Raw genomic sequence first — 25,502 nt, forward strand, 5'->3', positions numbered from 1 at the left:
AACCTCAATATCAATGTCAAAAGTCCCTGCCAGTGTTATCACAATCGTCAAGACGATTAGAACCAGGGGGGAGTGGGAGCTTTGCCCCCAAGACAGGGGTTGTAACCCTGAACCCTGTCCCAACAATCTGTTCGACTGCTGTATCTCAAAAGAATTGTCTCAAGATCTCATCTCAGAATTTTACAAGACCTTGTAGCCTTTATTCTGAACTGATGGAAAAAGATGTTAAAGCTGTACATAGGTTTATTGAGGCTTCGGGTAGGTTGGTTATGCAGAAACGAGAGGTCGCATGAATCATCAAGATGAAAATGAGGTGAAGCGATCGCCCAATTCCGCTGATTTGGAGGCGATCGCAGCTGTAGTCTGGCAATCTGCTCAATCTCGACAGGGGGACGGGTTGGCATTGTTGGCATTATTGCGCCAATTAGAAAAACTCCATCGAGAAATTCGCGATGGATTATTTCAGGAGTGCCTACCAGACAATCGGCAAGCACTTTACAGTATGTTAAGGGACATGGAAGCCTCTGGTGGATGGCCTTACATCCATCGCATGAAACTACAGTCGTTCATGCAGCAATTGTTGACCGAACTTGCCGATGGCGAGAACTCCGCCGAACACGAGAGTTCTATCAATCAGTAGAATTTAGAAAAGAATTTGTCGAGATAGCAGACACATGATTCCTACCGTTATTGAACAATCCGGACGTGGCGAACGCGCCTTTGACATTTACTCTCGACTTTTGCGCGAGCGAATTGTGTTTCTGGGTCAGCCCATTGACGCCGATGTTGCCAACCTGGTCGTGGCTCAACTGCTCTTTTTAGAAGCAGAAGACCCTGAAAAAGACATCTATCTCTACATCAACTCGCCAGGTGGTTCGGTGAGTGCAGGGTTGGGCATTTTTGACACAATGAATCACATTCGCCCTGATGTCTGCACGATTTGTGTCGGGTTGGCTGCCAGTATGGGGGCTTTCCTGCTAGCCGCAGGAGCACAGGGTAAGCGAATGAGCTTGCCTCATTCTCGCATCATGATTCACCAACCCCTGGGTGGTGCTCAGGGTCAGGCAACGGATATTGAGATTCAAGCCAAAGAAATCTTGTATCTCAAACAGAAACTTAACGAGGCTCTTGCTAAAAATACAGGACAACCTTTGGAGAGAATTGAGCGGGATACTGACCGCGACTTCTTTATGTCAGCACAGGAAGCGGCAGATTACGGGTTGATTGATCAGGTGATTAATCGCCAAGCGATCGGCGCACGTCCTGCGGTTGTGAAATAAGCAAAGATAAGGGCTGAAGGATAAAGGATAAGAAGGATGGAGCTTGAAAAGCAACTTTCATCCCTTATCGTTTATCCTTTAGCCTTCTATTTTTTATTGTGCTTGTAAATAGTGCAAAAAATCGTATAACTCAGTCTCGTTGAGTTCCTGGCGCGATCGCTTTCCGTAGGTGCGTTTCAGGTGCTCTCGACCCTGCACTTTATTCCAGCCCAAACGTGCCAGTTCCACATCGGTTTGGGCGATAACATCGGACAGGTCAACCGATGCGGGGCTGGGAGGAGGTGGCTCAGGAGCGGCGGTTTTACGGCGGGGTTTGCCGTTATCGGAGAGCGGGGAGGAACCAGGAATCCCTGCTGCTGTAGGATCTGGAGTCTCTGGAGCGGTGTCAGCGATCGCCCCACCTGTAGGGATCACAGGCATCTCATCAGCATCGGCATTAATGTGGGAATAGAAATCAGCAACCACGGGGGTAACCCCGGTTGAGGTTGTCCCTGTTCCTGGGGTCACTGGAGGAACGGGTTGGGCAGGAGGAGTCCAGGAAGGAAGAGGAGTGACACCTGGCACAGCAACATCCCCACTGGAAGGATTTGGAGTGGAAGCGGCATTCAAGGATGCACCAGCTTTAAATCCCTTGCTGATTAACCCTTTCGCAATCAAATCTTGAGTGATTGGATCGTTGCTCAAATCTGTTGTCGTCGCTTCGGGTGACGGCTGCGGCAGAGATGACTGAGACACAGACTCAAATTGAGGAGAAGCCCAGGTTGATTGACGGGGAGAGGGTTCTGAAGTCGGGGAGGTTGCTGCATTCGACATCGCCAGAGCCTCCAATGCCCGCACTTTCGCCCGATCTTCTGCGGCTTCTAGATCGGGATGAGCTGCCATCCCGGTTGCCAGGATCGTATTGCCAATCTGGGCGATCGCCCGCACAGCATACATCCCATCATGGACGGTCAAAAATTCTGACACCAGGCTCGCCATTGGATAGCGAGTTTGAAATTGGGCAAACAAGGTTTGCAGCGTAGAAGAACTCAAAGACAATGGCAACTCCAGAAAAAGCAGAAGGTATAAGCGATGAATGAATCGTGACCGTATTCAAAGTGTGAAGGGTAGCAAGGGTGAAGGCAGAAGCTAAATGATTAGTATAAGGTTGTTTCAGCCATTGGAACTTTTAGTCCTGTGACGGCAGCTATCACGCAGCTATCACTAAGTTCTTCTGGGGCATTATTTCTTTAGGGCTGGCAAGCGTTAAGCTGAAGGAGAGACACAAGACACCTATCTCGTTGTTTCCTCGGCCAAGTCAATTATGCCTTGATGCCGGAAATGCCGTAATAATAAAGCTTTGTCAGAAAACTTAGGACCAAGCTAATGGCTCCAACCCTGATTCTGGGAGAGCTTTCTGACTCGCCTTCGCCCCATCGAATGTGGCTACGGCTACAGTTAAAAATGCAAGGGTAGAACAACAAGTTTATTCTGTGTGAGCTTTTATCGGTCTTTAGATATTAAGATTTGTTAACGATTGTAGAGAACTGCTGACTGATGCTGGATAAACTGCTAGACCTTTCCCCCAATTTTGGACTGGATACATTACTGTTGCTCCTGGTGCTGGTAGCCCTGGAAGCAGTCTTATCCGCCGATAATGCGATCGCCCTGGCAGCCTTAGCCCAAGGCATGAGTGACAGCAAGATGCAACGTCAAGCTCTCAATTTGGGCTTAATCGTTGCCTTTGTCTTACGCGTCACGCTGATCTTGACTGCAACGTGGGTAATTCAATTTTGGCAGTTTGAATTGTTGGGTGCTGCCTATCTACTCTGGTTGGTGTTCCAATACTTCACATCCGAGAAAAGCGAAGACGGGCATGAGCATCATGGTCCCCGGTTTACCTCTCTGTGGCAAGCCATTCCCATGATTGCCCTGACAGATGTGGCATTCTCGCTGGATAGTGTGACAACGGCGATCGCCGTTTCTCAGGAAACTTGGATTGTTTTGGCAGGCGGAACCATTGGAATCATGACCTTGCGGCTAATGGCAGGGCTATTTATTCGCTGGCTCAGCGAGTACGAGCATTTGGAAGACGCGGGTTATATTACCGTTGCCCTGGTCGGACTACGCCTGTTGCTCAAGGTCATTAACGAAAATCTTGTACCTCCAGAGTGGGTGATGATCAGTGCGATCGCCCTGCTATTTATCTGGGGCTTCTCCAAGCGCAACGAACAATCTGAGGCGATCGACAATTCAATTGATGGCTCCTTGCCCGGTTCAATGAGCAACACATCGTCAATCAATGAAACAACTCTGGTTGAACCCGAGAAAACAGCACAAGAAGTCTCAGCAGATTAGGCAAATCGGATTAGAGGTGTTGCTCATCCAAACATGAATTTTGTAGGGGAATTTCGCGAACCTTCCCTACAGCAGGGGTAAGGTTTTGAGCATCATACCCACATTCAGCAATGCCGGAGTAGAGAGTAAAGGGTATACGGTCATTAGTCCTCAGTCATTCATCTAAGTTTCTGGCAATCAGCCATCAACTTGGAACTCATTAATGAATAACCCAGGACTAATGACCAAACCCAATTACTTTACTCGTACAACCAGGGCGTGATGGTTGGTTTCCAATCCATCAACTCTTCCTCTTTAAACCAGAGGCTAATTTCGCTTTGAGCGGTTTCAGGGGCGTCTGAGCCATGGATCAGGTTGCGCCCAACACTCACGCCAAAGTCTCCACGAATGGTTCCTAACTCAGCATTAAGGGGATTGGTTGCACCAATCATCTTGCGGCTCGTCGCAATGACCCCATCCCCTTCCCAAACCATGGCGACTACAGGACCAGAGGTGATGAAGCTAACCAACCCAGGGAAGAAGGGTCGCTCTTTGTGAACACCATAGTGCTGCTCCGCCAATTCTCGGCTCACGTTCATCAGTTTTAAGCCAATCAGAGTAAAACCTTTTGACTCAAAACGGCGAATAACTTCACCCACTAGCCCGCGCTGAACGCCATCGGGTTTGATTGCGATAAATGTCCGTTCCACTAATTTCTGCTCCTAACGGGTTTAGACCTTCTCTATGCTCAGAAAAATGTGAACCGTTGTAAAGTGGGCATTGGCTATTCTTAGCCAGATTTTAACCTCTTATTAATCCAAACTCCTGCTATGGATACAGCGCGGCACATGAAGAAGAAATAAGATAGACTTGTCTATTCGACTATTGTTTCGATTCTTGTACTGAGGTCATCCTAAATGGGAATTCAATCAAAGATGTTACCTGTTGACGTTGGAAAAGTGCTTGCGGAAACCAAAGATGCCGTGCCAAACGGTCACAAGCCACGAGAGGCAAGTTCCACAAAAAAGTGGACGATCGAGGACAGTGAAGAGTTATATCGCATCAACGGCTGGGGAGAGCCTTATTTTTCCATTAATGCAATAGGTCATGTAACCGTCTCTCCACAAGGCGATCGCGGTGGTTCGTTAGATCTATTTGAGTTGGTCAACGCGCTGAAACAACGGAATTTAGGGTTGCCCTTGCTGATCCGATTTTCAGACATTTTGGAAGATCGCATTGAGCGATTAAATGCCTGTTTTGCAAGAGCAATTACCCGCTATAGCTATCCTGGGGTCTATCGGGGCGTATTTCCTGTGAAGTGTAACCAACAGCGACACCTGGTCGAAGATTTGGTGCGCTTTGGCAAACCCCACCAGTTTGGCTTAGAAGCCGGATCAAAACCAGAATTGATGATTGCTCTGGCGACACTCAGTACCCCCGGAGCACTGCTGATTTGCAACGGTTACAAAGACCGGGAATATATCGAGACAGCGATGCTGGCGCAGCGGCTCGGACATACGCCCATCATTGTGCTGGAGCAGATCGAAGAAGTCGATTTGGTGATTGAGGCGAGCCGTAAGCTAGGCATCAAACCCATTTTGGGGGTACGCGCCAAATTGAGCAGCAAAGGCGTCGGGCGTTGGGGCACCTCAGCGGGCGATCGCGCCAAGTTTGGCTTAACCGTTCCTGAGATTATCCGTGCTGTCGAGCAACTGCGTCGAGTAGACATGCTGAATTCGTTGCAGTTGTTGCACTATCACATTGGCTCCCAAATCTCGGCGATCGCGGTGATCAAGGATGCCATTCGGGAGGCTAGCCAGATCTACGTCGAGTTAGCTGGTTTAGGGGCTGACATGAAGTATCTAGATGTGGGTGGTGGTTTGGGCGTTGACTACGATGGCTCTAAAACCAACTTCTACGCCTCTAAAAACTACAACATGCAGAACTACGCCAATGATGTCGTAGCTGAGATTAAAGAGGCTTGTGAAGAGCGTAACCTGGCTGTACCGACGCTCGTGAGCGAAAGTGGGCGGGCGATCGCCTCTCACCAATCTGTCCTGGTGTTTGATGTATTGGGCACCAGTGATGTGATGACTCAGCCACCAGAGGCGATCGAAGAGAAAGAGCATCTAATCATTCGTAATCTCTACGAAACGTATCAATCTATCACGGCTGATAACTATCAGGAGGCGTTTCACGACGCGACTCAGTTTAAAGAAGAGTCCACCAGCCTGTTTAACTTTGGTTATCTCAGCTTGACGGAACGGGCACGGGCAGAGCAGTTGTACTGGGCTTGTTGCGGCAAGATTCTCAGCATCGCACGTCAACAGGAATACGTCCCCGATGACCTGGAAGACCTGGAAAAGATCATGGCATCGATCTACTACGTCAACCTGTCAGTTTTTCAATCGGCTCCCGATAGTTGGGCGATCGACCAACTGTTCCCGATCATGCCGATCCATCGGTTGGATGAGGAACCTACAAAACGGGCTACGTTGGCTGACTTGACCTGCGACAGTGACGGAAAAATTGACCAGTTCATCGACCTGCGCGATGTCAAGTACGTGCTGGAGCTTCATGCCCTGGAAAGCAAAACAGACGGTACGCAAAAGCAAGATGCCCAGACAACTCCAACTTCGTCGCACAAGCCCTACTACTTAGGCTTGTTTCTCGGTGGAGCTTACCAGGAAATTATGGGTAACCTGCACAATCTGTTTGGCGATACCAACGCCGTTCACATCAAACTGACGCCCAAAGGCTATCAGATTGAGCATGTCGTGAAAGGCGACACCATGCGAGAGGTGTTGGGTTACGTACAGTATGACTCCGAGGACTTGCTAGAAAGCATTCGTCGGCAGTCTGAGCAAGCCCTCCAGGAAAAGCGCATCACGATCCAAGAGTCGCAGTTGTTATTGCAAAACTACGAGCGATCGCTAAACCGTTACACCTACCTGGAAACTTAGGGGTTGACACAATAGACAACAGGAAGAGACGCGATTAATCGCGTCTCTTCGTTTATTTCTGGTAAAGCTGCATCACATCAGCGATCGCCATACGAGACTGAGCACCCAACGTTAACGGGGAGACATGTCCCCGATTCAGGTGATCAGCAGCGGCACAGGCAATCATAGCGGCATTATCGGTGCAAAACTTGAGCGGTGGAAAGAGCACGCGCAGATTATGTTGTTCGGCTGCGGCTTGCAAGTGTTGCCGTAAGCCACTGTTAGCGGCAACTCCTCCTCCGACGGCGATTGCACTCAACCCATAGTCCAACGCACAGGCGATCGCTCGTTTCGTGAGTGCTCGTGCTACCGCATCCTGAAAACTAGCAGCTAAATCCGCAACAGGCAGTTCCCCTGCATCTTGCAGTTTTTGAGTTAATCGCAGCACAGCAGTTTTTAACCCACTAAAGCTGGAATCATAGCGATGATAGCCCCCTTGAGGCAATGACACTTGCCCTTCTGGCAGGTTAAACGCCTGGGGATTGCCCTCCTTCGCGAGGCGATCGATTACGGGTCCACCGGGATAGCCCAGGTTCATCAGTCGAGCCACTTTGTCAAACGCCTCACCTGCCGCATCGTCACGGGTCTGTCCCAGAGTCTCATAGTGACCACAGTCTTTGACATAAATCAGGCTCGTGTGGCCTCCGGAAACCAACAGGCAGAGAAAGGGAGGCTGCAAATCTGGAGAACTGAGGTAAGAGGCGTAAATATGACCTTCTAGATGGTGAACGCCAATAAATGGCTTGTTCTGAACCATTGCCAGGGTTTTACCTGCCGTTAACCCCACCAACAATGCCCCTACCAATCCGGGAGCACAAGTCGCTGCAACGCCATCAATGTCCTGCCAGGACAGGGTAGCTTGTTGAAATGCCTGAGCGATCGCCTCATTCAAAATCTCCACATGCTGCCGAGACGCCACCTCTGGCACCACACCACCATAGGGCTGATGAGCCGCAATCTGAGACGACACCACATTACTCAACACCTGGCGATCGCGCACAATCGCCACGGCGGTTTCATCACAACTTGTTTCCAGGGCTAGAACCGTTGACATACCGACAATAAACGTAAGGGATGAAGTGGAGTAGGTTTTTTAATAAGGGCGATCGTCGAAGAGAAATCGCAGTGAAAAAATTTTGAGATAGAACGATGTTCTTCAGCGATCGCTCCCACTCTCCAACTATTCAATTTTAAACCGTAAAGAAGTATTTCAAAAAGTTAACGAGCAAGAAACGATCGTGCAGTAACTTACAAGAATTTTAGTGTTGAAAATGGGGCGATCGCATTGCTCAAAACTCCTATCCAGACTGGAATACAAGCGTTTTAGCAAATTGTTCTTAATAAAAAGATATGCCAGTGAATTATCAATGGATAACATCAACTTTTGAAAATTCAACTTCTTTTAAAAGCTTAACTTTACGCAGATTCCCTTGAGGAGTATGATTGCTCTGAAGTTCAAATTCTGTTTGTACAAATAACTTAATACTTTGTACAAAACTCTTCGCTTTTTGTAATAAAGGGAAACAATTTCATGCGTCGATTGTTTGCTCTAGTGCTAGTTCTCTTCCTGTGGGTTGGTTTCGCTCCCCCAGCTTCGGCTGACTTGCTGACCCCTTGCAGTGAATCTCCAGCTTTCCAGCAACGTGCTGCCAAAGCTCGTACTGAACAGGCAAAACTGCGATTTGAAAATTACTCTGCTCTGCAATGTGGACCCGAAGGATTGCCCCACCTAATCGTGGATGGCAGCCTCAACCATGCTGGTGAATTTATCATTCCTAGCATTCTGTTCCTCTTCATTGCAGGTTGGATTGGTTGGGTTGGTCGTTCCTACATCCGCTCGGTCAAAAATGACAAAGAACCCGAAATGAGTGAAATCATTATCGATGTTCCACGGGCGGTTTCGTTGATGCTGTCTGGCTTTTTGTGGCCTCTTGCTGCCCTCAAAGAATTCACCACTGGTGATCTGACAGCAAAAGACGAGGAGATTCCAGTTTCACCTCGCTAGTTTAAAGCCTGATTGATTCTTCATCTCCTCTATCTTTTTTTGGAGCATAACCATGCAAGATTTCTTGAAATACCTTTCCACCGCTCCAGTATTGGCAACAGCATTGCTGTTTGTTACCGCTGGAATTTTAATTGAGTTCAATCGCTTTTTCCCCGATTTATTGTTCCATCCTCTTCCTTAGAGTGGAATCGACATTGGGTTTTGCTTGAGGGGCAAACCATGAGCGCAGAGTTAGGTTAAACCTAATTTGCCTTCAGGGGTTGCCCCTATTGTTTTGGAGTTGAGAATTAGTCTGTGACAGAGATATAGCCGTAGCCCCACTCGATGGGTCGGAGGCGAGTCAGGAAGCTTTCCCAGCATCAGGGTTTGAGCCATTGCCGTTGCCTTAAGCTTTCTCGCCAAAGCTATATTTCGTAGATAGGGATGGTGCTCGAAATGCCTCTACATCCATATCTGAGCTAGGGTTAATGCATAGGATTCACCGTAGGTTTGCTCATGTACGCTGTGATTTCTCGCGACAAAACTGAACTGCCACCCGGAACGTTAGTCAGGATGCCCGCAACTTGGAATGACTACTGCATCCTACGCGATAGCCGGGGGGATGGCTCTATTCCTCGCATCAAATACCGCAATGGTGAAGTTCTCCTGATGAGTCCCCTTCCTCGTCATGGATGTGAAGCACATTTACTTGCCAGAATTGTCGAAACGCTTCTAGACAGTAAAGCCCGCAATTACGAGGCGTTCACCCCGATCACGATGGATATCCCAGAAGAGAGAGGGATTGAGCCAGACTACTGTTTTTACATCGACAACTGGCAAGCCGTCGTTGGAAGAGACCGCATCGATTGGCAGGTTGACCCGCCTCCCGATCTGGCGATCGAAATTGACGTCACCACCTATACTGCTGCTGAAGATTACGCGCCGTACAATGTCCCAGAGGTGTGGCTATTTAAAGACGGTGAACTCAAGATTTACAGCCTTCAAGAAGCAAGCTATCAACAGCAATCCTTGAGTCGCTACTTTCCAGAAACAAACCTTTCAACGCTGATTAATCAGGTCTTTCAAGTGGCATCTCAGCAAGGAACTGGAATTGCGATTCGAGAGTTGCGTCGGCAATTAGCAGGTGAGCCTGATTAGCTCGGTTCAGCTTAGCCCGGTTCAGCAACAGCTAACCGCAATCCCAAACCAACCAAAAAAGCACCCATTAATCGCTCCAACCAATGCGAAAAAGACAAGATGCGCTCTCTTACAGCTCGTTGCGAAATTAGCACTGCAACCAAAACAAACCAAACGAGAGCAACAACGGCAACGGTTGAGCCATAAACAACTTGGGCGGCGATCGGTGTTGTTGGCTGAATGATTTGAGTGAACAACATGAAGAAAAATGGAGGGGCTTTAGGATTGAGGACGTTCCCGAGGAAACCGATGCGAAAGGCTGCCCATCGACTAATGTCCTTCCTTCGTTGAACGATCTGTGACGCAGAACCTGCTTTTTTTGTCCGCAGGGACTTAATGCCGAGATAGATCAGGTATGCGGCTCCAACCCATTTCAACAGGTTGAAGAATAAAATTGAGCGAGAAATAATCGCTGCAATCCCCAGAATCGAATAGGTTGCATGAACTAGATTGCCAAACCCCAGCCCGATCGCGGTGTAGACTCCTGCACGACGAGAAAATGCCAAGCTGTTACGCAGGGTCAGCGCAAAGTCAGGACCTGGCGTGATGACTACTACTACACTAATCAGGAACACCGTCAGCCAACCTGCGAAAAATGTCATTACTCCCCTCCCATGCAGCAACTCAGGATAGCAGCCTAGCATGTTTGGAACGCTTTCCAAGTCCTACTGGAGGGTGGGAAGAATGGCTGCAAGTCGTTGAGGTTGCCCCCAAATTACCTGTTCCTGTTTATAAATGGCGATCCCTGGTTTGGCTCCTTTGGGTTTGTAAACGTGTTTTGGTTCCGTGTAGATGACAGGCACCTGATCGCTCTGCTGGGCACGACTGTAGTAAGCTGCCAAATCTGCTGTGAATTGCAAATCAGCTTCATCAGGAGCGGCTCCGGCAGACAGGCGCAGCAGCACATGGCTACCGGGAATCTCTTGGGCATGAAACCAGAGATCATAATCGCCTGCAAGACGAAATGTGAGTTGGTCGTTTTGACGGTTGTTGCGTCCCACTAGCACTTCAAACCCACTGGGAGTTTGATATCGTCGAAACTCGGTTTCACTGGTGTTGCTGTTACGGTTTCGCCCTTCAGGATCAACCAAATACTGCTGCTGAATCAGTTCGTCGCGAATTTCTTCTAGAGAGGCTAAATCGTTTGAGGTTTGATAAGTGTTGAGTTGAGCGATCGCCACTTCCACCTGTTCCAGGTAATCAATCTCAGTCTGCACTTCGGCTAACAAAGGCTCCAGAGCAAGGCGCGATCGCTTCAACTTTTGATGTCGCTTATATAACGCCTGAGCGTTTTGTACCGCATTTTTTTCAGGGTCAAGCGGAATGGTGACGGGCTGTTCGGTTTCAAAATCTTTTAGCGGAATGGCTTTCATTCCAGGTTGCCACTCGTGCAAATGTGCCATTAGCAAATCAGCTTGAGCCCGATATTGGTCTGCCTCATCTGATTGTTGCAACCGTGTCTGAAAATCTTTTGCCTTGAGATACAGCTTCTTGAGCAGATTTGCTAAACGTTGACTGATCTGATGTCGCAGTTGTGTAAAGTCTTGCTGATTAAGTTGATCACTGTAGTAGCGGTTGATCAGATCTTGAACAGATTCAGCAGAGGTAGTTGCTCCCCATCCCATAACGGTGTAGCCGTGTGACAACCAACCAGGATTAAACTTCTCCTGTTCCAGGGCTGTTAGCCACTCCTGCCAGCGACTAAACAGGCGTTGCCACTCGGCATCGGTGAGGCTATCGGTCGATCGCTCTGGATCAAGATCTGCGGCTTGCACCATTGAAGTCACAAGAACAGTACTCAGTCCGCGATAATTTTTCACCAGATTGCGTTTGAGACTGCCAGGAATCAAGCTCACCCGTTCTTGCCAGTGTTCCTGCGTTTCACTCAACGATGGCGCAGGATCGGTGAGCCTTGGCGGAAACTCATAGGGTTGCCCCGTTTGAATCGGGCGTACGCTCGACTGTTGACTGCTCACCTGATGAGCGGCTGTGACGATCGTCTGATCTGCTGTCGTCAGAATGACATTGCTGTATTTGTTCATTACCTCGACGTAGAGGTGCCACAGGGGCGGATCACCGGGACGCCGAGCAAACTGCAAATCCAATGCACGTTCCCAAGGGGCGATCGCCTCAATCGCGGTTAGTGCCAGTCCGTTTAGCTGATGGCGGAGTTGCTGACTAAAGGTAAACGTATCCGGTGTGCGAGGGGGGGGATCGCTGATACAAATTCGTGCGGCTTGAGGATGCCAGCACAGGGTCAACCATCCTCGCTGGTTCAACGTGCGTAAACTCAGGGCAATGGTAAAGCGATCGCGTTGATAAACCTGTTCTAATCGGGCAGGCAACCAATTTGCCCGCAGTTCAACACAAATCGCTGTGAGAGTCGTGAAATCAACGGGCTGCACGGTAAAAACCTTAACGATTTAGTCAAATTCCCGTAGGGGATAAATCTTGTTGAGCAAAATTTTTGCAGATACTATTAAAGCTAATTCATTTCTAATGCTCTCCTTAGCTCTCACCTTATCATGGGCTTTCAGCGAATCGACTTCGGCTTTGGTAACACCTTACCTGCCGATGAGGTGGTTGCGGTGCTCAGTCCAGAATCTGCTCAGTCCATGATTGCTCACGCTCAACATCAGGGCATAGTCAAAGACGCTACGGAGGGTCGTCTGGCACGAGCAGTGATCATCATCCATAGTATCCGGCAGTTTTGGTCAGGAGGGAGACATGCTCAACCCTTCACATCAACTGCCGATAGCCAAGTAGCGCAAATTATCTTATCAGCGATTCAACCCGAAACGGTTGCCCAACGTTTTGTTTTCAGCCAGCATAGCCATTCACCCTCTCCCAATTTGCATGGGCTACTTACCGTTATGGACATCAAGCTGATCAATATTGGTTTTGGCAACATTGTCTCTGCTAACCGAGTCATTGCCATCGTTAGCCCAGAATCTGCGCCGATTAAACGAATTATCAGTGATGCTCGCGATCGCGCCCAGCTAGTTGATGCGACCTATGGTCGTCGTACCAGAGCCGTCATTATCACAGACTCAGGGCATGTCATTCTCTCCGCCATTCAACCCGAAACCGTCGCTAATCGCTTTATGTCCAGTCGAGAGACAGCAGAAGAGTAAGAGAGGCAAGGGAGATGGGTAGATGAGCGGATGGGGTGATTCACTCTCTACCTCGCGTTTGATGGCTTAGGACTGTGATTTACTAAATCCGCAAACTGTACGGGCGGGTTTAGCAGACCTATCTATGCCCTGCAATGGGTTTGATGACAAAACCCGCCCCTGCCGAATATTGAACTTATTCAATTCGCGTTCCTTAGCCAAGCTAACCATTCCTTAACTGATCCACTCTCTCTTGGTGAATATCCCCTTTCTTTGTCATCCGTTTGTACAATAGAGTACCTATTTCTGAAAACAAACCAGTGGAGGCGCATGGGACTCGGTAGGCTGATTGTATTAACTGGACCTAGCGGAGTTGGAAAAGGCACATTGATGCGATCGCTTCTACGTCGTCATCCTGAGCTATATTTCTCAGTCTCCGTCACCACACGATCGCCCCGCCCGGGTGAAATCAACGGCAAACACTACTACTTCACCAGTCGAGAAGACTTTGAACGCATGGTCGCTCAGGGAGAGTTGCTAGAGTGGGCAGAGTTTGCAGGCAACTGCTATGGCACTCCCCGTCAAGCCGTTGAACAGCATATTCGCAAAGGCGAATGGGTCGTTTTGGAGATCGAACTACAAGGGGCACGCCAAATCCGGCAAAACTTTCCAGAAGCATTCCAGATCTTCATCCTGCCTCCCTCCTTGACCGAGTTAGAGTTTCGCCTGCGGGGGCGAGGACAGGATTCTGAAGAAGCGATCGCCCGTCGGCTCAATCATGCTAAAGCTGAAATTGCTGCCGCTGATGAATTTGACATTCAAATCGTCAACGACGATCTCGACAAAGCTCTAGAGCAAATCGAGATGGCATTGTTTGCAACCGCAGGAGTTGCGTAGGGAGAAGATTAAAAGATAAGGGCTAAAGGATAGAAGATTAAGGATAAATAGCTCTAAGGTTGATTACGTTCCAAGTTTTAGCCTCTATCCTTTAACCTTCATAATTTTCTCTGGTTTTATCCTTTAGCCTTCATCATTTATCCTTTCTGACTTATCCCGGTCTTCCCAACGTCGTGATATACAGCACCGCTTCATCAGCCGGAATGCCCAACACTTCGTTGACCTGGTCATCGAAGAAGCCCCCAATGCCACTGACTCCCAATTCCAGGTGAATCGCTGCCAGGTTTAACCGTTGCCCCAAATGCCCAGCATCCATATGGAGATAGCGGTAGACGCGATCGCCATACTGCTCAACTGCCAATTTCAAGTCAGCCGTATGAAACACAACTGCTCCGGCATCGCGTCCCAAATTTTGCCCCAGGCAGAGGCGATGTAACTCTCGCCGAAAGTTTTTAAAGCGAATTTGTCTTAGCTCTTGAGCTTTAGGCGCGTAGTAATAACAACCTTCCTCCAACCCCTCAACTCCCGAAATCGCAATAAACGTTTGAATCAGATTAAGGTCAAAGTAGTCAGGGGTAGGATCTAGTCCCTGATCAACGTAATGATGGGGATGATAGGTAAAGTCGAGTAAGAACCGGAGTTCATCCAGCGTCAAGTTATCTCCAGTGTAAGCACGAGTCGATCGCCGCTTGAGAATCGTTTTCTCCAGGTCGGTCAGATCGTCTCCCCACCGAATCGCCTTACTGCTCGTCGGCACCTTCAAACAAAACGGGAAATTGTATTTATCCTCAACCAATTGCTCATCCGGTGGGGCTAACTTAAGCAAATCCTGTTTAGAGAAAGACCGATTTTTGGGAATTTGAGTGGCTTGATGCAAATAGAGCAGCAGTTCTCCATCGGCAATCCGGGGGTAGGTTGTTTGAGTCGCTGAGGGCAGAGCCGTTGCTGCTAGCGGCAGGTTCTCTCGGATTTGCAGGCGATCAGCAAGGGGAATCACGGCGATCGCCCCCTCCTGCTCAGAATCCAAATACAGCAACTCATTCACTGCTTCATCAGCAAACCCACCAATTAAGTGAGGTCGATAGTCGTTGATTGCTGCTGCCAGTTCAATATTCCCTAACAAATGCCCAGAGTCTAGAAAAATTCGGCGATAAGCCCGATCTTGATACCGCCATGCTGAACGAAAGAAAATGGCTGTCACAACCACTGCAATTTGCGTGTTATCCAGGGTGGAATTCCAAAAGCAAGCATTTTGCAAACTCTCCCACACTTCACTTTCCCAAAAATAAAGTAATGAGTGAGTTTGCGGTTGATAGTGATACAACCCAGCAGGGAGTAGAGGAGTGCCACGAGAGATTAAATAAATTTCAGCCGGATAAAGCCCACCCGCCGATGGAGCCGACCTCAAATAGATTGGCTCTCCGCTCAGAGTCATCATTCTCAGAGTCAGCCCGTAGCTACAAAATAAAAAGCGAGATAAACGCCTCCAATATTGCCCCTCTACCCCTGAAATATCAGCACTGCCTGTCATATAAGGCTTCAGGTCAAAGGGAATCCCCAGTTTGTATTCCTTAAATGGCACCGGTGGATTATTCCAATCTGGCGCGTATGCTTTTCCTGCGAGCGTCTCCGGATCGTACTTAGTGCGCTCGTGGTAGTGGTAAGCAATGGAACTTTGAAGTTCAGGCATAGCATCTCAAAACAGGCTGCTTCTTATCTTGATCTTGACATCCCATTTGAAAGAAGCAAGCGTAAACTTACAAGTTCCTAATTCTTATATAGAAGGGGCAAACATGCCAGGAGGCGGACTTGAACCGCCGACACGAGGATTTTCAGTCCTCTGCTCTACCGACTGAGCTATCCCGGCGAGGGAATCGATTTTCCTGAACTGGTAAATGACTGCTACTGGAGTCGCGCTATCAGCCGCAAGAAATTCGGTGCTTAATTAAGCTAACAAACTTACGTACCCTTGGCAAGCTATTTTTCGATACTGATTTAAAAACTTGTGGAGATTGTTAATCAAACTCACCAGTACGAAGGATTAAGAGGGTTACAAGGGCATTGCATCGTCTAGCCTCAACGCTTTGTCTATTAGCTGTAACACAATGCCCTCCTTCCCTAAACCTCTTAAGCGGGACGCAAGCGGGTCACTTTCAGCGTAAAACTGCCTGTGCCTTGCCCACCATAGGGTCTAACCCGCACGATGTAGTTTCCAGCAGTGGTGATACGAGCGAATAGTAATGAGTTTGTCGTGCCATCTGGACCATCATCGTTTTCACCGACAGTTGAGCCATCAGGAGCAATGAGGGTGATGATGGTGTCAAACTGGTCTGAGGTAAGATCCATAACGACCTGGTCGCCTTCCTGGAAACTGACGATATAGTCGCGAGCAAATCCTCCAAATCCAGTAGGAATATCTTTATCCGTTAGGGTGTCGGTAATTTCATTACTCGAAGGCAACCGAACGGGGTTATACATTTGAGCCTGTACGTCAGCTCCAAAGCTAGTCATGCCAATGGTTAAAGCAGTCGCTGGGGCAAGTAGAGGAAGGCTGAGTCTAGCGATTAGGGATTTACGCATGAATGTGATATATCTCGCCAAGTAGAAGTAGAACTCGTCAATTATGACGTATTTTTTTTAAGGAGTAGATTAACCTTGAAAAACGTAACGTTCCTATCAACTTATATCGCCCTGGTTAGCAGGGTTAGAGTAAGGCTAGGACGAACCTAAAACCCCTCTGTTTCCGCCTAAACGGCGATCGTGCTGTCCCGCTGTAGCATTTCTAAATCACCTCCTAAATAAGTGTGAGATGAGCAAATTGTGAGAGCTACATTTCTTGCAGACTTACTCTCTACATCGCAAGATTGACGAAATCAGTATTATTTTTTCTCGACTCATTTTGTGAATTTCATATGGCAACGCTCATTCTAGTTCGTCACGGTCAAAGCACCTGGAACGCTTCCAATCGTTTCACAGGATGGGTCGATGTTCCTCTAAACCATGTTGGGCGAGAACAGGCGATCGCCGCTGCTCAAAAAATCAGTGTTTACCCCGTCAAAGTGGCTTTTACCAGTCTATTGATGCGGGCGATGGAAACCGCTGCCATTTGTCTCACTGAGGGAGGTGGGGTGCTGAGCGGCAAAAGCCCTGTGTTTAAGCATGATGCCGATGATCCTGACTGGCATGGATGGGATCTCTATGACGGCGACCACAGCCAGGAGATCCCAATCTTTCCAGTGCAGGCGTTAGATGAGCGCAACTATGGCCAGTTGCAAGGCTTTAACAAAGAAGAAATGGCCTTGAAAGTTGGGGCTGAAAAGGTGCATCAGTGGCGGCGATCGTACTCAACTCGCCCACCGGGAGGTGAGAGTCTGGAAGACACCGTGGCGCGAACTGTTCCCTTCTTTCGCGATCGCATCCTGACCCATTTGATGGCAGGAGAAAGCGTGCTGGTTGCTGCTCATGGCAATTCCCTCCGAGCCGTCATCATGCATCTCGATCAACTGACTCCTGATCAGGTCGTCAATCTAGAACTGGCAACAGGTGTACCAATTGTCTACGAGATCGATCCTCAAGGAAACGTGACCGATAAAACAATCTTGACGTGAGGGATGAGGAGTTGTGGTGGTAAGGGTTAGTCATCACGGGTCATTAGTCATCCGTTGAAATGGTTGAGATGCCTGACGACCAGGGTCAACGACCAATGACGAGTGACTAATAGTAAAATTAAGAAATATTAAACTTTGGGTTGGCTTATGAGCGCAAACGTTGAGATTTACACCTGGAGCCGCTGTCCCTTTTGCATTCGAGCAAAAGCATTGCTAAACCAAAAAGGGGTCGAGTTCACAGAGTATTGTATTGATGGGGATGAGGTGGCGCGTGCCAAGATGTCAGAACGGGCACATGGACGGCGATCGCTCCCTCAGATCTTCATTGACGATCAACACATTGGCGGGTGTGACGATTTGCATTTACTAGATGCGCAAGGAAAGCTAGATCCGCTACTACAGGCTTAATGCCTCTCGTCCTATTCAACTCTCTGAGGTAGTCTGTGAAATTTGCCTTCATTATTGACCCGATTCACAAGCTTGATCCGGGGCACGATACCAGTGTGGCGATGATGGAAGCCGCACAGGAACTAGGACACGAGATTTGGATTACAGAAGCCCATCAGTTGAGTGTGATCGCAGGCAAGGCATGGGCAGTGTTGCAACTTGTGCAATTGAAGCCAGTGCAACTGGTTGAGGGTCGCTGGGTCGCAGAGCCAACCTGGTATACAGTGGGCGATCGCCTGTTGATGCCACTAGAGGAGATGGATGCGGTCTTCATGCGGACTGACCCACCTGTCACCATTCCCTACCTCTACGCCACCTACATCCTCGATTACGTCAACCCCAACAAAACTCTGGTAATCAACTCGCCTGCGGGGTTGCGTGCTGCCAACGAAAAAATGTATGCGCTGCAATTTACGGGAGCAATTCCAGAAACCATCGTCACGCAGGATAAACAGGTCATCCGCGAGTTTGTCGAACAACATGGAGCGGCAGTCCTTAAACCTCTAGGTGGTAAAGCAGGAGAGGGCATTTTGTATTTGGAGCCGAGCGATCGCAACTTCAATTCGCTCATTGAAATCAGCACCCAACAGCATCGCTATCCCATCATGGTGCAGGCTTACCTGCCTGCGGCTAAAGATGGCGATAAACGGGTGATCTTATTGGATGGAGAACCCATCGGAGCCGTGAATCGCATTCCAACTGGAAAGGAGTTTCGCGGCAACATGGCAGTTGGCGGACGGGTAGCTGAGGTAGAGATTACTGAACGCGATCGCCAGATTTGCACTCAACTTGCCCCCACTCTCAAACGCGATGGCTTGATCTTTGTCGGCATCGATATCATTGGCGGCTACCTGACCGAGGTCAACGTCACAAGCCCCACCGGAATCCGTGAAATCGATCGCCTTAGTGGTGTGCGCCTGGGGCAGCAGGTCGTACAGTGGATTGAGAAAACAAGAGCACAAGAAAAATGAAAGATGAAGAGAGAAAAAGGAAATTGGCGAAAGAAAAGGGGCGAAGTGGCTTAACCGCAAAGCAGTCGGTGCTTAGCAGTTAATGCTTCATATCTCTATTTCCATTTCCTTATGTTTCAGTTTTTCTGGATTCATTTTTCTCTCTTCAATCTTCTTTTTTCGTTCTTTTCCTCGTATCTAAAAATACAATTCCAAAAATGGGGTTTTAGTAGCGTCTAAAAGCAGGTCAGGCATTTCAACTTGCGACTGACTCTTGTAGCCGAATGCATAGCCTGTTCAACTCCAGATAATTCAACGTGAGTTTCAATTTTGAGTTTGTGGGTGCGTTATTTTGGGTAATTTTAACTTTTAAGGGTTCGACTAAGGTTTCGACGATTTGGTTCTGATAAGAATCTGACAAGCAGGAGATCAAAGGAGAGTATTGGATGAGTTACCGACATAATTCACGAGGAATTTCTTGGATCAATCGTCGTAAGTTTTTGCAATATGGGGCGATCGCTCTAGGCACCGGGATTGCCACTGCCTGCACAGCAAATCAGCCAGCAGCAGAACAGTCCCCAGCGGCTGAAAGCTCTGCGGCAAGCCCGTCTCCTACTGGAGAACTGACTAAAATCACCTACGGCACGAATTGGTACGCTCAGGCAGAACATGGCGGCTTTTACCAGGCGGTTGCCACAGGTATTTACGAAGAATACGGCTTAGATGTCACCATTCAGATGGGCGGTCCTCAAGTCAACGGGACACAACTTCTCATGGGTGGGGCGATCGACTTTTTTATGGGCTATGCCTCCGATGCCATCAAATCCATTGAGGAAGGCATCCCCAAGGTCACCGTTGCAGCCATCTTCCAAAAAGACCCGCAGATTCTCATGGCTCACCCTGACACAGCAGACTCTTTGGAAGACTTGAAGGAAAGACCCATCTTCATTTCGCAAGCGGCAAACGTTACCTACTGGCCCTTCTTGCGAGCAAAATATGGCTTTACAGACGCTCAAAAACGTCCGTATAACTTCAACCCGGGTCCCTTTTTGGCTGACAAAATGGCAGCACAACAAGGTTATCTCAGCTCTGAGCCCCTGGCAATTCGCAAAGAAGGTGGGTTTGACCCAGTCGTTTTTCTGTTAGCAGACTTTGGCTATAACCCTTACTCCACAACGATCGAGTGCAAGCGCGAACTGATTGAAACGAACCCCGATCTGGTACAGCGATTTGTTGATGCGTCGATCAAAGGCTGGTATAGCTATCTCCATGGTGATCCGGCACCAGCCAATGCGTTGATTAAACAGGCCAACCCAGAAATGACCGACGAGCAAATTGCTTACGGTATCGAGAAAATGAAGGAATACGGCATTGCAGAATCGGGTGAAGCACTGGAATTAGGAATCGGGGCAATGACCGACGAGCGATGGAAGTCCTTCTTTGACACCATGGCGGCGGAAGGCGTGTTCAAAAAAGAGACTGACTACACTCAGGCGTATACCCTGCAATTCGTCAATAAAGGCGTAGATGCTTACAAAGCATAAGGGTATTCTGAAGGTAGCTAACGTTGAATGAATTGCCACTACTTGAGGAACCCTTAACGCATGAATCTTGCTCCAGCATTTACGCTGACAGATGTCAGTAAGGTCTACTCCAACGGCACGGTTGCTCTGCGAGACTTGAATCTAACCGTTGGTGAGGGTCAGTTTGTTAGCCTTGTTGGTCCCTCTGGTTGTGGCAAAAGTACCGTTCTACGAATGATTGCTGGTCTGGGCAGCATGAGTTCGGGGTCAATTCAGTGGGGGAGTAGCTCCCCCCGCAAATTGGCGTTTGTCTTTCAAGAGGCGGCATTGATGCCCTGGGCATCGGTTTATGACAATGTGCGGTTGCCTTTGAAATTGGCAGGGATGTCAAAGCCTGCCTCTGAAGCGGCGGTAGCCGAGGCAATTCGTCTGGTGGACCTGCGAGGTTTTGAAGGGGCTTATCCCCGAGAGCTGTCGGGTGGGATGAAAATGCGAGTTTCCATTGCACGGGCATTGGTGACAAAGCCTGAAATTTTGCTCATGGACGAACCGTTTGGTGCCCTTGATGAGATGACCCGTAGCAAACTCAACAGCGATTTGCTGGATTTGTGGAGCGACAAACAGTGGACGGTTGTGTTTGTCACTCACAATATTTATGAGGCGGTTTACCTGTCGAATCGAGTGATTGTAATGGCAGCTCGTCCGGGACGGGTGGTTGCAGATGTGGCGATCGCCGCTCCCTATCCTCGTACCGAAGAGTTCCGAACGTCTCCCCTGTTCAATGAATATTGCCGGGATATTTCCCATACTCTGGCACAGGCAGCAAACCAACCTTTGATGGCATCCGCAAACGGCAAGAACCTATTCAACTCAGTGTTATAAACGGCTTATCCCGGCTATGGTGCACAAACTGATCACTCTGATTTTGCAACTGTGGGAAGGGCTTTTGCCCAATTCAGTTCTTCCCAAAAGTGCCAATCCATTTGGAGGGTTTGCCCGTGACACAACGTTGTCAGACGGGCAACAGAACAGGGCAGCGCGATCGCAAAGACTCGCCTGGATGGCGTGGGTGGTATCACCGGATGTGCTGGCACCTGTCAGCGTCGGGCTGTTGGTACTGGTCATTTGGCAAGTTGCTGTTTGGGTAACGGGCATTCCACCCTATCTGCTGCCGGGTCCGCTCCTGGTGCTGCAAACGCTCATTCAGGAGTGGGGTAGCCTGTTTCCCTCATTGCTGATCACACTCAAAATCACAGTAGTTGCCTTTATTGCAGCGATCGCCTCCGGTTTATTAACTTCTGTGTTGTTTACCCAAAGCAAATGGATTGAGCGCAGTTTCTTTCCCTACGCCGTAATTTTGCAGACCACCCCAATTGTGGCGATCGCCCCTCTGATCATTCTCTGGGTCAGGCAAGTTGTGCCCGGAGAGAGTTCAACCTTTGTGTCTCTGGTGATCTGCGCCTGGATCGTGGCGTTCTTCCCAATTCTGTCTAACACCACATTAGGATTAAACAGTGCCGACCACAATCTGCTGAACCTGTTTCAGCTCTACAAAGCGTCCCGCTGGCAAACGTTGCTCTATCTGCGGTTACCCAGTGCATTGCCCTATTTTTTGGGAGGGCTACGGATCAGCGGTGGATTAGCGTTAATCGGGGCAGTTGTGGCAGAGTTTGTTGCAGGCACTGGTGGGAACCAGTCTGGGATTGCTTACCAAATTCTGATGTCCAGTTTTAACCTGCAAATTCCTCGGATGTTTGCGGCTCTGCTAATGACAACAGCGTTGGGAGTCGCCATTTTTGTAGTGTTGACTCTGCTGTCTGATTTCCTGTTGCGGCATTGGCATGAAAGTGCTGTTAGACGAGAGAATTGAGTTGGGATGGCTCTTCGGGAGGCAACCAGTAGGCAGAGCCATTCAGCTTGCGCTGAATCAACCCCTTTTCAAACAGTTCTCGACGCAACAGTGCAGGGTCATTAAACGTGTGATGCTGATTTAACAGACTGTTGACCTCTTTTTCTGTGTAAGCCACCCCTGAGGTAAATTTCTCTGCCAAATACCACAAAGCAAGCGTTTGAACTTTGCTGCGATTTCGTTTTGAGGGCCATTCTTTAAGTCGCCCTTGCTCATCTAAATAAGGTTTAAGTGGCGTGAAATCAATCACTGGCTCATTCCGGGTCTACTCTCCGCATTCTATCGACAAATGATGCATCTCAACTTCACCCATTTGAGGACTAATCACTATTGGCTCACGAACGCCCATGTTCCTTACCCGTTGCTAGTGGGGTACAACCTGCATCAGGAGCATGAACTAGCCCATGTTGACCTGGAAATCCAGCAGGGAACGATTACCCAAATTCGTCCGCATGGCACCCCGATCGCAGACGATGTACCTGCTGTCAACCTGAATCGCGGTCAGGTTTGGAGCGGTTTTGTCGATATGCATACCCACCTCGACAAGGGACACATCTGGCAGCGATCGCCCAATCGGAGCGGCACTTTTCAGGAGGCGTTGCAACTCATACACTCAGATAGCGAGAAAAATTGGGATGCCGAAGATGTTTATCGGCGGATGGAGTTTGGGTTGAAATGCAGCTATGCCCATGGCACAACCGCTATTCGCACCCACATTGACTCAGCGGGCAACCAAGGAAATATTAGCTTTCGCGTGTTTAAGACACTCCAGGCAGAGTGGAGCGATCGCCTGACGCTTCAGGCAGTTTGTCTTGTGCCGATCGACTACTTTCAGACTCCAGAGGGAGAAAAGCTAGCCGATCTCGTCGCTGAGACTGGTGGCATTCTAGGCGCAGTTCTCTTTATGAACGACAATCTAGATGCCCAGATTGATCGAGTTTTTCAACTGGCAGCCGAGCGGCAACTCAAATTGGATTTTCACACCGATGAGAGTGGCAATCCCAACGACATAACCCTGCGTCGAGTCGCTCACGCTGTGCTTCGGCACAATTTTGGCAGTCAAGTTGTCTGCGGTCACTGTTGCAGTCTGGCAGTGCAATCGTCAGATGATATGTTTAAAACCTTAGAAGCGGTTAAACAAGCCAACATTGGGATTGTGAGTTTGCCCATGTGCAACCTCTATTTACAGGATCGGAATCAGGATGCTTCCCAGCACTTCGCTCCGTTATCGCCCCCGGTTAAACGCTTTCCTACCCAAACCCCTCGCTGGCGCGGCATCACTTTGATTCATGAACTCAAACATGCGGGCGTGCCCGTAGCAGTCGCGAGCGACAATTGCCGAGATCCCTTCTATGGTTATGGTGACCATGATGTTTTAGAGGTGTTTACCCAGGCAACTCGGATTGCTCACTTTGATGCCCCCTTATCTGATTGGTGCCGGACTGTGACGACCATTCCAGCGGATTTAATGGGCTTACCGACTGTGGGGCGCATCGGTGTGGGGTTGCCTGCGGATCTGGTGCTGTTTAAGGCACGTTATTTTAGCGAGTTGCTTGCTCGTCCTCAGAGCGATCGCGTTGTTTTGCGCTCTGGTCAACCGATTGATACCACCCTGCCAGACTACTCGGAGTTGGACGATCTCCTCATCCGATAGCTCTCCTGCTATAAATCCGGTTTTGATTGAAGCGGGCTGCCACTTCAACATTTCATCCCAACCGACGCTCTGGTTGCCATACCAAACGTCAATTCGGGTTTAGCACCTGGCGAATCAGTTCGTGGCTACCAGAGCCAGGTCTACGCACGAACAATGGAAAACTAAGGATTTGCCGAATCGACGCAGGTTGGTCTGGCTCCTATAGCTGCGGTTTCAACTGCCGAGATCCTGATCCAAACTCAGATTTTGCATAATATCGCTTTAGTCAGATCCTTGTATGAACTGTCTCGACAGTTGCTATTGCAGTACTCACTAAGGTTAGAACGGGGTGCAGGGGTGGAACCCATGGCTGGGGCGCAGCCCCCACACCCCCTCATGTCCTAATGCATATGCGTAGGGCTATATATAAGCATTACCCGTTTAAACAAAATTAAACAAACATGTGGCTCAATCACCAGACTGAGCCACCCTAGATGACCGTTTGATTAACAATTTCTCAGACACCCTGAAAGCACTTGATCAACAAGTTAACAGCAACGCTATAAACAGCTTTAGTATTGATTCGAGCACTAATTCAGATACATACTTGCCTTCTGACACGTTGAGTGAATTCAAGTCTTAATTGAAGTTTTTTGAGGCTGAATCGCGATCGCTAAGCTAATCACAAACCTGTTTTTAGCACACTGGGATTATTCATCCTCGTCATCTTCATCATCCTCAAAGTCTTCGTCGTCAAAGTCATCAACCGAGCCATTCAGGTCACTCTTGCGATCGCTATCAACTTGAATCAGATGGATATGCTTATAGCCCAGCTTAATTTCAAATTCATCCCCCGGTTTCAACCCCATCTTTTCAGTGTAAGTCGCACCAATAACGATTTGCCCATTTTTATGAACACTAACCCGATAGGTGGGTTCTCGACCTCTACCATCTTTGGGGCTTTCTGCGCTCAGAGATGTACCCTTAGCTGCTAGCAATGCCTCAAAGAAATCTGCTAGATTGACGCGGGTTTGATTATTTTTTCCAACTGTGTAATACCCGCAACGCCTGGCTTTTTCTCGTCGCGGTAAGTGTGAAAGTTCTTTGACTTTTTGCAGTAGTGCTTTTCCTGTAAGCGGCTGCGTTGCTGTGTCAGTCATTGCTTAAAAATGTCCTTGCAATCATCAGCTAGTAATAGGAAGGTTAATACTAACCTTTACTATATAAAACTATAGCCTCAAACTTATCCAATGTGACAAAAAGCTTATTTATTAGTGATGTAACTGGAAATTTCTAATATGGGAGACATAGGGGCATTTGCGGCAAAGTCTAGACAATTCAAGATTTGGAAAAATTGGTATGAGGCGATCGCAGTTATTAATTTAGGAATCTTGTTTGGGTGTAGAAATCCTCGTTTTTCCAGGGTTTAGAAAGGATAAGAGACTGTCTATCTTGCTTGAGTTGCTTGCCATGAATTCTCCAGATAAAACGCCTCAAGAGAATGCACGACCTTTGTCTACTGTCAACTGATATAGCCGTCTTAGATTATTTATAGATTATTTATAAAAGTAACGTCTTGCTTAAAGAATAAGGCTTTTGTAAGCAATTTTAGGATTGCTATATAGATTGAAACTTGTGGATAC

26 protein-coding genes, 1 tRNA gene and 1 pseudogene are annotated in these 25,502 nt (G+C 48.5%); 17 read left to right on the plus strand and 11 right to left on the minus strand.

The window, feature by feature from the left end; translation table 11 throughout:
- Window positions 1-289: 289 nt before the first annotated feature.
- Window positions 290-640 (plus strand): hypothetical protein, encoded by a 351-nt coding sequence (locus H6G89_RS00965; protein WP_190503261.1) that lies wholly within the window; start codon window positions 290-292, stop codon window positions 638-640.
- Between the two features lie 34 nt (window positions 641-674).
- A complete protein-coding gene (gene clpP, locus H6G89_RS00970; RefSeq protein ID WP_190503263.1) occupies window positions 675-1,280 on the plus strand; it encodes an ATP-dependent Clp endopeptidase proteolytic subunit ClpP in 606 nt (201 codons plus the stop codon).
- Between the two features lie 93 nt (window positions 1,281-1,373).
- On the opposite strand, the gene H6G89_RS00975 is transcribed toward clpP, so the two are convergent.
- The gene (locus H6G89_RS00975) at window positions 1,374-2,318 is read right to left on the minus strand and encodes a hypothetical protein (RefSeq protein WP_190503265.1); all 945 of its coding nucleotides are present in this window, start codon (window positions 2,316-2,318) and stop codon (window positions 1,374-1,376) included.
- A gap of 498 nt (window positions 2,319-2,816) precedes the next feature.
- Between H6G89_RS00975 and H6G89_RS00980 the strand changes: the two genes are divergently transcribed.
- Window positions 2,817-3,617: a TerC family protein gene (locus H6G89_RS00980; protein ID WP_190503267.1), complete on the plus strand. Its 801-nt coding sequence runs from the start codon at window positions 2,817-2,819 to the stop codon at window positions 3,615-3,617.
- A 239-nt stretch (window positions 3,618-3,856) separates the two neighbouring features.
- On the opposite strand, the gene ndk is transcribed toward H6G89_RS00980, so the two are convergent.
- Window positions 3,857-4,306 carry a nucleoside-diphosphate kinase gene (ndk, locus tag H6G89_RS00985; RefSeq protein WP_190503269.1) on the minus strand — a complete coding sequence of 150 codons (450 nt, stop codon included), beginning with the start codon at window positions 4,304-4,306 and terminating at the stop codon, window positions 3,857-3,859.
- Window positions 4,307-4,513: 207 nt separating this feature from the next.
- On the opposite strand from ndk, the gene speA reads away from it, so the two are divergent.
- Window positions 4,514-6,559, plus strand: a complete 2,046-nt coding sequence (gene speA, locus H6G89_RS00990) for a biosynthetic arginine decarboxylase (protein ID WP_190503271.1) — start codon at window positions 4,514-4,516, stop codon at window positions 6,557-6,559.
- 52 nt (window positions 6,560-6,611) lie between these two features.
- Here the strand turns inward: speA and tsaD are convergent, their stop codons facing one another.
- Window positions 6,612-7,652 (minus strand): tRNA (adenosine(37)-N6)-threonylcarbamoyltransferase complex transferase subunit TsaD, encoded by a 1,041-nt coding sequence (gene tsaD / locus H6G89_RS00995; protein ID WP_190503273.1) that lies wholly within the window; start codon window positions 7,650-7,652, stop codon window positions 6,612-6,614.
- Window positions 7,653-8,129: 477 nt separating this feature from the next.
- On the opposite strand from tsaD, the gene H6G89_RS01000 reads away from it, so the two are divergent.
- Entirely contained in the window at window positions 8,130-8,603 is a 474-nt protein-coding gene (locus tag H6G89_RS01000; RefSeq protein WP_190503275.1) for a Photosystem I reaction center subunit III, read from the plus strand.
- A 52-nt stretch (window positions 8,604-8,655) separates the two neighbouring features.
- Entirely contained in the window at window positions 8,656-8,784 is a 129-nt protein-coding gene (psaJ, locus tag H6G89_RS01005) for a photosystem I reaction center subunit IX (RefSeq protein ID WP_190503277.1), read from the plus strand.
- A 50-nt stretch (window positions 8,785-8,834) separates the two neighbouring features.
- Here psaJ and H6G89_RS01010 read toward each other — a convergent pair whose 3' ends face one another.
- The gene (locus tag H6G89_RS01010; protein WP_190503279.1) at window positions 8,835-9,005 is read right to left on the minus strand and encodes a hypothetical protein; all 171 of its coding nucleotides are present in this window, start codon (window positions 9,003-9,005) and stop codon (window positions 8,835-8,837) included.
- Between the two features lie 93 nt (window positions 9,006-9,098).
- On the opposite strand from H6G89_RS01010, the gene H6G89_RS01015 reads away from it, so the two are divergent.
- Complete coding sequence (locus tag H6G89_RS01015; RefSeq protein WP_190503280.1) at window positions 9,099-9,740, plus strand: Uma2 family endonuclease; 642 nt, start codon at window positions 9,099-9,101, stop codon at window positions 9,738-9,740.
- Between the two features lie 11 nt (window positions 9,741-9,751).
- Here H6G89_RS01015 and H6G89_RS01020 read toward each other — a convergent pair whose 3' ends face one another.
- Window positions 9,752-10,381, minus strand: a complete 630-nt coding sequence (locus H6G89_RS01020) for a LysE family translocator (RefSeq protein ID WP_190503282.1) — start codon at window positions 10,379-10,381, stop codon at window positions 9,752-9,754.
- Between the two features lie 63 nt (window positions 10,382-10,444).
- A complete protein-coding gene (locus tag H6G89_RS01025; protein ID WP_190503284.1) occupies window positions 10,445-12,184 on the minus strand; it encodes an Rqc2 family fibronectin-binding protein in 1,740 nt (579 codons plus the stop codon).
- Window positions 12,185-12,304: 120 nt separating this feature from the next.
- Here H6G89_RS01025 and H6G89_RS36320 point away from each other — a divergent pair.
- The 3 genes and pseudogenes from H6G89_RS36320 to gmk form a co-directional block, all read left to right on the plus strand.
- Window positions 12,305-12,466: pseudogene (locus H6G89_RS36320) on the plus strand (extracellular matrix/biofilm biosynthesis regulator RemA family protein); the annotation flags it as partial.
- 186 nt (window positions 12,467-12,652) lie between these two features.
- Entirely contained in the window at window positions 12,653-12,913 is a 261-nt protein-coding gene (remA, locus tag H6G89_RS01035) for an extracellular matrix/biofilm regulator RemA (RefSeq protein ID WP_190503826.1), read from the plus strand.
- 309 nt (window positions 12,914-13,222) lie between these two features.
- Window positions 13,223-13,789 carry a guanylate kinase gene (gene gmk, locus H6G89_RS01040; protein WP_190503286.1) on the plus strand — a complete coding sequence of 189 codons (567 nt, stop codon included), beginning with the start codon at window positions 13,223-13,225 and terminating at the stop codon, window positions 13,787-13,789.
- A gap of 151 nt (window positions 13,790-13,940) precedes the next feature.
- Here gmk and H6G89_RS01045 read toward each other — a convergent pair whose 3' ends face one another.
- From H6G89_RS01045 to H6G89_RS01055, 3 genes are all read right to left on the minus strand, one after another.
- A complete protein-coding gene (locus H6G89_RS01045) occupies window positions 13,941-15,479 on the minus strand; it encodes a SagB/ThcOx family dehydrogenase (protein ID WP_190503288.1) in 1,539 nt (512 codons plus the stop codon).
- A gap of 104 nt (window positions 15,480-15,583) precedes the next feature.
- A tRNA-Phe gene (locus tag H6G89_RS01050) sits at window positions 15,584-15,656 on the minus strand.
- Between the two features lie 260 nt (window positions 15,657-15,916).
- Window positions 15,917-16,369 (minus strand): PPC domain-containing protein, encoded by a 453-nt coding sequence (locus tag H6G89_RS01055; protein WP_190503291.1) that lies wholly within the window; start codon window positions 16,367-16,369, stop codon window positions 15,917-15,919.
- Between the two features lie 332 nt (window positions 16,370-16,701).
- Between H6G89_RS01055 and H6G89_RS01060 the strand changes: the two genes are divergently transcribed.
- The 6 genes from H6G89_RS01060 (at window position 16,702) to H6G89_RS01085 (ending at window position 22,187) form a co-directional block, all read left to right on the plus strand.
- Entirely contained in the window at window positions 16,702-17,397 is a 696-nt protein-coding gene (locus H6G89_RS01060) for a 2,3-bisphosphoglycerate-dependent phosphoglycerate mutase (RefSeq protein WP_190503293.1), read from the plus strand.
- A 147-nt stretch (window positions 17,398-17,544) separates the two neighbouring features.
- On the plus strand, window positions 17,545-17,805 hold the full coding sequence (gene grxC / locus H6G89_RS01065; protein WP_190503295.1) for a glutaredoxin 3: 261 nt from the start codon (window positions 17,545-17,547) through the stop codon (window positions 17,803-17,805).
- A gap of 35 nt (window positions 17,806-17,840) precedes the next feature.
- A complete protein-coding gene (gene gshB / locus H6G89_RS01070) occupies window positions 17,841-18,815 on the plus strand; it encodes a glutathione synthase (protein WP_190503296.1) in 975 nt (324 codons plus the stop codon).
- Between the two features lie 425 nt (window positions 18,816-19,240).
- Entirely contained in the window at window positions 19,241-20,338 is a 1,098-nt protein-coding gene (locus tag H6G89_RS01075) for an ABC transporter substrate-binding protein (protein ID WP_190503298.1), read from the plus strand.
- Between the two features lie 60 nt (window positions 20,339-20,398).
- Window positions 20,399-21,199, plus strand: a complete 801-nt coding sequence (locus H6G89_RS01080) for an ABC transporter ATP-binding protein (RefSeq protein ID WP_190503300.1) — start codon at window positions 20,399-20,401, stop codon at window positions 21,197-21,199.
- A gap of 16 nt (window positions 21,200-21,215) precedes the next feature.
- Window positions 21,216-22,187, plus strand: coding sequence for an ABC transporter permease (locus H6G89_RS01085; RefSeq protein WP_339384463.1), 972 nt, complete (start codon window positions 21,216-21,218; stop codon window positions 22,185-22,187).
- Here H6G89_RS01085 and H6G89_RS01090 read toward each other — a convergent pair.
- Window positions 22,171-22,476, minus strand: a complete 306-nt coding sequence (locus tag H6G89_RS01090) for a DUF2087 domain-containing protein (protein ID WP_190503302.1) — start codon at window positions 22,474-22,476, stop codon at window positions 22,171-22,173. The genes H6G89_RS01085 and H6G89_RS01090 overlap by 17 nt on opposite strands.
- A gap of 39 nt (window positions 22,477-22,515) precedes the next feature.
- Here H6G89_RS01090 and H6G89_RS01095 point away from each other — a divergent pair, with 39 nt between their 5' ends.
- Window positions 22,516-23,880, plus strand: a complete 1,365-nt coding sequence (locus H6G89_RS01095) for a cytosine deaminase (RefSeq protein ID WP_375539677.1) — start codon at window positions 22,516-22,518, stop codon at window positions 23,878-23,880.
- A 689-nt stretch (window positions 23,881-24,569) separates the two neighbouring features.
- Here H6G89_RS01095 and H6G89_RS01100 read toward each other — a convergent pair.
- Window positions 24,570-25,019 (minus strand): AbrB family transcriptional regulator, encoded by a 450-nt coding sequence (locus tag H6G89_RS01100; RefSeq protein ID WP_190503304.1) that lies wholly within the window; start codon window positions 25,017-25,019, stop codon window positions 24,570-24,572.
- Window positions 25,020-25,502: the final 483 nt, after the last annotated feature.

This window comes from Oscillatoria sp. FACHB-1407, assembly GCF_014697545.1.
Classification (GTDB): domain Bacteria; phylum Cyanobacteriota; class Cyanobacteriia; order Elainellales; family Elainellaceae; genus FACHB-1407.

Coding starts and splice junctions, on each gene's coding strand:
- H6G89_RS01060 (WP_190503293.1), top strand. CDS start 16,702: ATGGCAACGCTCATTCTAGTTCGTCACGGTCAAAGCACCTGGAACGCT.
- remA (WP_190503826.1), top strand. CDS start 12,653: ATGGACATCAAGCTGATCAATATTGGTTTTGGCAACATTGTCTCTGCT.
- H6G89_RS01080 (WP_190503300.1), top strand. CDS start 20,399: ATGAATCTTGCTCCAGCATTTACGCTGACAGATGTCAGTAAGGTCTAC.
- psaJ (WP_190503277.1), top strand. CDS start 8,656: ATGCAAGATTTCTTGAAATACCTTTCCACCGCTCCAGTATTGGCAACA.
- H6G89_RS01085 (WP_339384463.1), top strand. CDS start 21,216: ATGGTGCACAAACTGATCACTCTGATTTTGCAACTGTGGGAAGGGCTT.
- gmk (WP_190503286.1), top strand. CDS start 13,223: ATGGGACTCGGTAGGCTGATTGTATTAACTGGACCTAGCGGAGTTGGA.
- H6G89_RS01000 (WP_190503275.1), top strand. CDS start 8,130: ATGCGTCGATTGTTTGCTCTAGTGCTAGTTCTCTTCCTGTGGGTTGGT.
- speA (WP_190503271.1), top strand. CDS start 4,514: ATGGGAATTCAATCAAAGATGTTACCTGTTGACGTTGGAAAAGTGCTT.
- H6G89_RS00980 (WP_190503267.1), top strand. CDS start 2,817: ATGCTGGATAAACTGCTAGACCTTTCCCCCAATTTTGGACTGGATACA.
- H6G89_RS01020 (WP_190503282.1), bottom strand. CDS start 10,381: ATGACATTTTTCGCAGGTTGGCTGACGGTGTTCCTGATTAGTGTAGTA.
- H6G89_RS01100 (WP_190503304.1), bottom strand. CDS start 25,019: ATGACTGACACAGCAACGCAGCCGCTTACAGGAAAAGCACTACTGCAA.
- grxC (WP_190503295.1), top strand. CDS start 17,545: ATGAGCGCAAACGTTGAGATTTACACCTGGAGCCGCTGTCCCTTTTGC.
- H6G89_RS01015 (WP_190503280.1), top strand. CDS start 9,099: ATGTACGCTGTGATTTCTCGCGACAAAACTGAACTGCCACCCGGAACG.
- tsaD (WP_190503273.1), bottom strand. CDS start 7,652: ATGTCAACGGTTCTAGCCCTGGAAACAAGTTGTGATGAAACCGCCGTG.
- H6G89_RS01045 (WP_190503288.1), bottom strand. CDS start 15,479: ATGCCTGAACTTCAAAGTTCCATTGCTTACCACTACCACGAGCGCACT.
- H6G89_RS01075 (WP_190503298.1), top strand. CDS start 19,241: ATGAGTTACCGACATAATTCACGAGGAATTTCTTGGATCAATCGTCGT.
- H6G89_RS01095 (WP_375539677.1), top strand. CDS start 22,516: ATGATGCATCTCAACTTCACCCATTTGAGGACTAATCACTATTGGCTC.
- H6G89_RS01055 (WP_190503291.1), bottom strand. CDS start 16,369: ATGCGTAAATCCCTAATCGCTAGACTCAGCCTTCCTCTACTTGCCCCA.
- H6G89_RS00965 (WP_190503261.1), top strand. CDS start 290: ATGAATCATCAAGATGAAAATGAGGTGAAGCGATCGCCCAATTCCGCT.
- clpP (WP_190503263.1), top strand. CDS start 675: ATGATTCCTACCGTTATTGAACAATCCGGACGTGGCGAACGCGCCTTT.